General features: G+C 71.8%; 8 protein-coding genes. 6 read left to right on the top strand and 2 right to left on the bottom strand.

What is annotated here, in order from left to right; all coding sequences use genetic code 11:
• Window positions 1–167 precede the first annotated feature (167 nt).
• The 4 genes from flaF (at window position 168) to V7Q31_RS16640 (ending at window position 4,066) form a co-directional block, all read left to right on the top strand.
• Window positions 168–560, top strand: coding sequence for a flagellar biosynthesis regulator FlaF (flaF, locus tag V7Q31_RS16655; RefSeq protein ID WP_333834982.1), 393 nt, complete (start codon window positions 168–170; stop codon window positions 558–560).
• On the top strand, window positions 557–967 hold the full coding sequence (gene flbT, locus V7Q31_RS16650) for a flagellar biosynthesis repressor FlbT (RefSeq protein ID WP_333834981.1): 411 nt from the start codon (window positions 557–559) through the stop codon (window positions 965–967). The genes flaF and flbT overlap by 4 nt, the downstream gene beginning before the upstream one ends.
• Window positions 964–3,303: a DUF1217 domain-containing protein gene (locus V7Q31_RS16645; RefSeq protein WP_333834980.1), complete on the top strand. Its 2,340-nt coding sequence runs from the start codon at window positions 964–966 to the stop codon at window positions 3,301–3,303. The genes flbT and V7Q31_RS16645 overlap by 4 nt, the downstream gene beginning before the upstream one ends.
• 70 nt (window positions 3,304–3,373) lie before the next feature.
• Window positions 3,374–4,066, top strand: coding sequence for a glutathione S-transferase N-terminal domain-containing protein (locus V7Q31_RS16640; RefSeq protein WP_333834979.1), 693 nt, complete (start codon window positions 3,374–3,376; stop codon window positions 4,064–4,066).
• Between the two features lies 1 nt (window position 4,067).
• On the opposite strand, the gene V7Q31_RS16635 is transcribed toward V7Q31_RS16640, so the two are convergent.
• Together V7Q31_RS16635 and V7Q31_RS16630 are read right to left on the bottom strand one after the other, a co-directional pair.
• Window positions 4,068–4,703, bottom strand: a complete 636-nt coding sequence (locus V7Q31_RS16635) for an NrsF family protein (RefSeq protein ID WP_333834978.1) — start codon at window positions 4,701–4,703, stop codon at window positions 4,068–4,070.
• 5 nt (window positions 4,704–4,708) lie between these two features.
• A complete protein-coding gene (locus V7Q31_RS16630; RefSeq protein WP_333834977.1) occupies window positions 4,709–5,293 on the bottom strand; it encodes a sigma-70 family RNA polymerase sigma factor in 585 nt (194 codons plus the stop codon).
• Between the two features lie 199 nt (window positions 5,294–5,492).
• Here V7Q31_RS16630 and V7Q31_RS16625 point away from each other — a divergent pair, with 199 nt between their 5' ends.
• Together V7Q31_RS16625 and V7Q31_RS16620 are read left to right on the top strand one after the other, a co-directional pair.
• Complete coding sequence (locus V7Q31_RS16625) at window positions 5,493–6,035, top strand: YHS domain-containing (seleno)protein (protein ID WP_333834976.1); 543 nt, start codon at window positions 5,493–5,495, stop codon at window positions 6,033–6,035.
• A gap of 29 nt (window positions 6,036–6,064) precedes the next feature.
• A complete protein-coding gene (locus tag V7Q31_RS16620) occupies window positions 6,065–6,385 on the top strand; it encodes a BufA1 family periplasmic bufferin-type metallophore (RefSeq protein ID WP_333834975.1) in 321 nt (106 codons plus the stop codon).

Below are 6,385 nucleotides of genomic sequence, written 5' to 3'. Positions count from 1 at the left end.
GTGCAGCAGCAGCTCGGCATCCAGGCCCTCTCCATCGCCAACCAGCAGCCCCAGAACATCCTCGCGCTGTTCCGGTAACCGACATCATCCCGGGCGGGGCGTCCGACCTCGCCCGGGGTCTCTCGACGGCGGAAAGCCGCGAGAGCGGCCTTTAGAAGGAAGCCACGATGAACATGACCTCTCTGGCGCAGTCCGCCTACGCCCCGGCCTCCGCCGCCACCCACACAGCCCGCGACATCGAATACCACGCCTTCGCGCATGTGACCGGCAGGCTCGCCGAAGCGCGCGACGGCGCCGCCGAGACCGGCGGGCTTGCGAAGCTCGCCGAGGCGATGTTCGACAATGTGCGGCTCTGGGCGACGCTCGCCGCCGATTGCGCCTCCGACGCCAACCAGCTCCCCCGCGAGTTGCGCGCCCAGATCATCGGCCTCGCCAATTTCGCCCGCACCCATATGAGCAAGGTGCTCGCGGGCTCGGAGACGGTCGACGCGCTCATCGAGATCAACATGGCGATCATGAAGGGCCTGCGCGGCGAGGCCGGAGAGGACGGCGCGGCATGAACGGCCTCGTCCTCAAGCTCGCCCCCGGCGAGCGGGTGCTCGTCAACGGCGCCGTCATCGAGAACGGCGACCGCCGCACGCGGCTCACCCTCATCACGCCCAACGCCAACGTGCTGCGGCTGCGCGACGCGATCCACCCCGACGAGGTCACGACGCCCGTGCGCCGCGTCTGCTACATCGCCCAGCTCGCCGTCGCAGGCGAGGCCGACCCGGAGGAAGCGCGCCGCCAGGTGCTGACCGGCATCGACCAGCTCGCCAGCGTGTTCGACGACCCCGAAAGCGTCGCGGCGCTCGACAGCGCGGCCTCGCACGCGGTCAACGGCCGCTTCTACCCCGCCCTGCGCGCGCTGCGCGGCCTTCTGCCCCGCGAGGCGCAACTGATGGCGGCGGCGCTGGTGGCGTCATGAGCTTCACGCCCATCCTGCCCTATGGGGGCTCGGACGGATGGGCGTATCTGAAGAAGACGCTCGACGCGCAGAAGGAGAAGGCCGATCTTCTGCTGCCGACCCTGAACGAAATCGACCTCGCGCATTTCCGCGACACCATCGCCACCGCCGACAGCGCCGCCGACCTCGTGAACGACCGGCAGAACCTGCGCGTCGCGATGCGCGCATTCGGGCTCGGCGACGCGATCCCAAGCGAGGCCTTCGTCACGAAGATGCTCGAGACGTCGACGCTGGGCGCCGACGCGCTCGACCGCTTCCCCGACGCGCGCTGGTTCGAACTCTCCAAGGCCTTCGGCTTCGGGGACGCCGCCGCCTCGCCCAAGCCATCCGCTCCCGGCTTCGCCGACGACATCGCCACGCGCTACCGCGTCGCGCAGTTCGAGGAGGCGGTCGGCGCCGCCGACCCCGCCATGCGCGCGGCGCTCGCCTTCGACCGCGCCGTCTCGAGCCTCGCCGAAGGCAAGTTCTCCGAGGAGGACGGCTGGGCCCGCGCGCTGGCCGACGACAACGCGCTGCGCGTGTTCCGCACCGCCTTCGGGCTCGGCGCGAGCTTCGACGCCCAGCCGCGCGAGGCGCAGATCAAGACGCTTCGCGAAGCCGCCGAAGCGCTGACCGGCGCGCGCAAGGTCGACGCTTTCGCCGACGAGAAGCTGCGCGACGCGGCCCTGAAGCTGTATTTCGACAAGGCCAAGACGGGGTTCAACCTCGCCTCGCTCGGCTTCAGCCGCCCCAAGGTCACAGGAGAGGGCGCCACGGCCTGGCGCTTCCTGCAAAGCAGCCTCGACACCCAGCAGGCCGGTTTCGCCCGCGCCACCGCCAACGACGCGGAGCTGCGATACTTCGCCCGCAAGATCGCCGACGCGACGAGCGCGAAAGACCTCGTCGCCGACGAGCGGCTCCTGAAGACCGCGCTCGAAGCCTTCGGCCTCGGCGACCAGCGCCCGACCGCCGAATTCGTCGAGCGCGTGCTGGCGGGGGGCGTGGACGATCCGACGAGCTTCGCCAACAGCCTCGCCGATCCGCGCTGGCGCGAGATGGCGGCCTTTTTCGGCTATGGCGACGGGCAGGGCGCGCGCGTGCGCGAATTCGGCTTCGCCGAGGAGTTCGCCGCGCGCTGGCGCATCGCCGGCTTCGAGGAAGCGGTCGGCGCGCAGGACGCCGACATGCGCCGCGCGCTGATCTTCGACCGCGCGATGGAGACGATCGCCAATTCGGGCCTCGGGCGGACCGAGGAGCTGTCGCGCGCGCTCGGCCACCCCACCCTCTCGCTGGTGCTGCAAGGCGCGCTCGACCTGCCCGACGACTTCTCGACCCGCAGCGCCTCGGACCAGACCGCGCTCGTGCGCGAGGGCCTGCGCGCCGTCACCGGTCGCGACGACCTCTCGGCGCTGAAGCAGGAGCGTGTGCGCGAAGACCTGATCCGCCGCTATCTGAGCGACGCGACTGCGCGGCCCGAGCGCCGCGGCGGCCTCGGCCAGCCGTTGATCCCGCTCGGCGGGATCGCGGGCTGGGAGTTCCTCCAGCGGACCCTGCCCGAGCAGCGCGCGGCCTTCGAAGCCGCCGACTCGAACCGCCGCGAGATCGACCATTTCCGCGCGAACATCGCGAAGATCGAGACCGCGGAGGACCTGATGGCCGACCGCCGCCTGCTCTCGGTCGCGCTCGAAGCCTTCGGGCTGATCGACGAGATCGACAAGCGCGCCTTCATCGAGCAAGCGCTCGCCGGCGGTACGGAAGACCCGCGCGCGCTCGCCGCCCGCCTTGTCGATCCGCGCTACCGCGAAATGGCCGCGGCATTCGGCTTCGGCGACGCCAAGGGCGCGCAGACCGGGGTTGACGGCTTCGCCGACATGGTGCTCGCGCGCTACCGCGCCCGCGCCTTCGAGCGCGCGGTGGGCGAGACGGACGAGACGATGCGGCTCGGCCTCAATTTCGACCGCGCCGCCGAGGCGCTGACCCGCCAGAACATCTCCGAGACCGCCGGCTGGTTCCGCCTGCTCGGCGACCCGCCGATGCGCAGCGTGCTGGAAGGCGCGCTCGGCCTGCCGGCGGAGTTCTCGCAGATCGACATCGAGAAACAGGCGGAAGTGGTGCGCGCGCGCGTCCAGCGTTTGCTCGGCTCCGACAGTTTCCGCGTCTTCGCCGATGGCGAGAAACGCGACGCAATGATCCGCCAGTTCCTCGTGCGCGAGCAGATCGCGTCGGGCGGGACCGCCGGGCCCGTCCCGGGCCAGAGCGCGCTGCTGATCCTGCAATCGGCGCAAGGCGCGGGCGGCGGGTTGAATCTGCTGCTCTGACCCCTTGCCCCAGGCGAAGCGGCGGCGCAGGTTCCCACAGCGTCGCACGATCTTGGGGAAGTTCAGCGCCATGACCCGACCAATCGAGCTCTTCTACTGGCCGACGCCGAACGGCTGGAAAATCGCCATCGCGCTCGAGGAGCTTGGCCTGCCCTACGAGGTGCGCTGGGTGAACATCAACACGGGCGACCAGTTCGACCCCGAATTCCTGAAGATCGCGCCCAACAACCGCATGCCCGCCATCATGGACCCCGACGGCCCCGACGGCGCGCCGATCTCGATCTTCGAGTCGGGCGCGATCCTGCAATACCTGGGCCGCAAGACCGGCCGGTTCTACGGAACCACGGAGCGCGAGCGCGTCGAGATCGAGCAATGGCTGATGTGGCAAATGGGCGGCGTCGGACCGATGGCGGGCCAGGCGCACCATTTCCTCAGCTACGCGCCCGAGAAGCTGCCCTATGCGATGGACCGCTACCGCAACGAGGTGAACCGCCTCTACGGCGTGCTCAACCGCCGCCTCGCCGACCGCGACTGGGTGGCGGGCGGCTACTCGATCGCCGACATGGCGATCTGGCCGTGGGCGCAGGGCTGGGAGCGGCAGGAGCAGGACATCGCCGAGTTTCCCCACATGAAGTCGTGGCTCGACCGGATGTGGGAGCGGCCCGCCGTGCGCGCGGGCCGGGCGCTTGGCGCGGAGAAGCGGGGCGATCTCTCCAAGGACAAGGCCGCGCAGTCCGTGCTGTTCGGCCAGCGCGCCCGCTGACCTACCAGGCGAGCGCGCGCCGCCCCGCCAGCGCGCCCGCGATCGCGGTCAGCGCCATCGCGGAGAGATACCAGACGCAGACGAAGCCGACGCTGTCCACCGGGCAGTAGAAGGCGTAGCCGAACGCCCCCGCCGCTCCCGCAGCCAGCCCTGCGGCGCCGCCGGCGAGCGCGGGCCGCGTCGGCGCGCCTACGCGCAGCGCCCAGAGCCCGGCAGCCAGAATCGGGGCCGAAATCAGGAAGATCGACGCGACGCAGAACCAGGGATCGCCCGTGAACGGTCCGCCCGCGCCGCGCCCCGACGCCGCAACCGCGACCGCCGCCAGCCCCGCCAGCGCCGCAGGGGCCGCCCAGACCGGCGACAGCCGAGGCCCCGCCGGCGTGCAGAGACGGCCCGCGAACGCCCAGCCCGTCGCCGCCGCCGCCGCCGCCAACGCGAATTTCAGCGCGACTTCCGGCATGAAGACGACCTGCGCGAGATCGGCCCGCCAGCCGAGCGCCAGCCCGGTCAGCGCCGCCGCCGCCGCCGCCCCGAAGGCGAGCGCCGTCGCCAGCAGCGCGCCCGGCGACCGCCCGCGCCGCAAGGGCGCGGCGGCGGCGTCGTCGGCGAGGCGCGAGATCAGCGCGTCGGTGTCCATCCTCGTCACTCCCCCGGACGCGCGAGACCGGCCTCGGCCTCGCGCGCCATCTGCTTCAACCGCGACAGGCCGCGATGCAGCGCGACGCGCACCGCCCCCTCGCTCATGTCGTAGCGGTCGGCCACCTCGCGGACCGTTCCGCCCTCCACGGTCAACGCCCGCACCACCTCCTGCTGGCGCGCGGGCAACTCCCCGATAAGCCGCGCGACCTCCGCGGCCGAGATCTCCGGCCCCGTCGGCGGCGCCGCGAGGATCTCCGCCCAGTCCTCGACCGGCGTCGCGACATGCCGCCGTCGCGTCCGCCCGAGACGGCGCGCCGCATCGAGCATCTTGTAGCGCGCGATGGCGTGGACCCATGGCAGGATCGGGCGCGCCTCGTCCCAGGTCGCGCGCTTGAGATGGATGCCGATCAGCGCCTCCTGCACCACGTCCTCGGCCTCGTCGACGCCCAGCCCGAGTTGACCCAACCGCCGGCGCACCACCCCGCGCAGCACCTGCGCGATCTCCTCGAGCAGGCCCGCATAGGCGACGTCGTCGCCGCGATTGCCGGCGCGCATCGCCTCGGCCCAGACCTGTTCGCGGTCGCTCACGTCGCTTCTCCTTCGCAGGGCGCGCGGGATCGTTACACGCCAGCGCGGGGGATTCCGACAGCCTGCGCGCGCGTCCGCGCCTGACGCTCACGAAAGCGTGATCGCGTAACGCCGCCCCTGCGCGCTGCGAAAAACTCGACATGCGCCGCCGGTCCGGACGACCCGGACGGGGCGCGCGCCAGATGGAGAGACCGAAAGCATGACGCCCACGCTCAGACGCGCCGCAATCGCCGCGCTGCTCGCCTTCGCGCCCGCCGCTTTCGCCAGCGCCGCGCTCGCCGGCCCGCAATATGTCGACGCCAGCGGCTACGCCCTCAGCGGCTACGACCCGGTCGCCTATTTCGCCAAGGAGCAGGCCCCGGTCGGCCAGCCCCAGCCCGCCCCCACCCCCGGCAAGGCGTCGCTGACGGCCGAGTGGAACGGCGCGACCTTCGCCTTCGCCTCGGAGGAGAACCGCGCCCGCTTCCTCGCCGATCCGGCGGCCTTCGCCCCGCAATATGACGGCCACTGCGCCTTCGGCGTCGCCAAGGGCGGCAAAGTGCCCGGCAATCCGGCGCTGTGGCGGATCGTCGACGGCAAGCTCTACCTCAACGTCACGCCCGTCGTGGTCGGTTTCTGGGAAGAGGACATCCCCGGAAACATCTCGACCGCAGAAGGGAACTGGCCGGGGATCGAGCCGAACGCGGCTTCGACCCTGGCGGTGCAGGAGCTTGACGTCGCCGCCGCCCCTCTGACCAACTGACCCAAACAATCCCAACACGGAGGAAGACCATGTCCAACGCCCCCGCTCTCGCCGCCGCCCTCGCCGGCGCCGTCGCGACCGCCCTCTCGCTCGGCGCCGCCGCGCCCGCGCACGCGCAGGCCAAGGAAAAGTGCTACGGCGTCTCGCTCGCCGGCAAGAACGACTGCGCCGCCGGCCCCGGCACCACCTGCGCCGGCACCTCGACAGTGGACTACCAGGGCGACGCCTGGACGCTCGTCCCCGCCGGCGACTGCGAGAAATACGGCGTCGCCGAGGACGCGCAGTTCTCGCTGCCCGGCGACCGCAAGGGCTCGCTCGAGCCGCTCGAGCGCGACCTGCCGCAGGCCTGA

Origin of the sequence: Rubrimonas sp., assembly GCF_036788415.1 — a bacterium.
Classification (GTDB): Bacteria; Pseudomonadota; Alphaproteobacteria; order Rhodobacterales; family Rhodobacteraceae; genus Rubrimonas.
This window is presented reverse-complemented; position numbering and strand designations above follow the sequence as displayed.

Excerpts from the sequence above, each read along its gene's own strand:
- V7Q31_RS16645 (WP_333834980.1), top strand. The coding sequence starts at position 964 with ATGAGCTTCACGCCCATCCTGCCCTATGGGGGCTCGGACGGATGGGCG.
- flbT (WP_333834981.1), top strand. The coding sequence starts at position 557 with ATGAACGGCCTCGTCCTCAAGCTCGCCCCCGGCGAGCGGGTGCTCGTC.
- V7Q31_RS16635 (WP_333834978.1), bottom strand. The coding sequence starts at position 4,703 with ATGGACACCGACGCGCTGATCTCGCGCCTCGCCGACGACGCCGCCGCC.
- flaF (WP_333834982.1), top strand. The coding sequence starts at position 168 with ATGAACATGACCTCTCTGGCGCAGTCCGCCTACGCCCCGGCCTCCGCC.
- V7Q31_RS16640 (WP_333834979.1), top strand. The coding sequence starts at position 3,374 with ATGACCCGACCAATCGAGCTCTTCTACTGGCCGACGCCGAACGGCTGG.
- V7Q31_RS16625 (WP_333834976.1), top strand. The coding sequence starts at position 5,493 with ATGACGCCCACGCTCAGACGCGCCGCAATCGCCGCGCTGCTCGCCTTC.
- V7Q31_RS16620 (WP_333834975.1), top strand. The coding sequence starts at position 6,065 with ATGTCCAACGCCCCCGCTCTCGCCGCCGCCCTCGCCGGCGCCGTCGCG.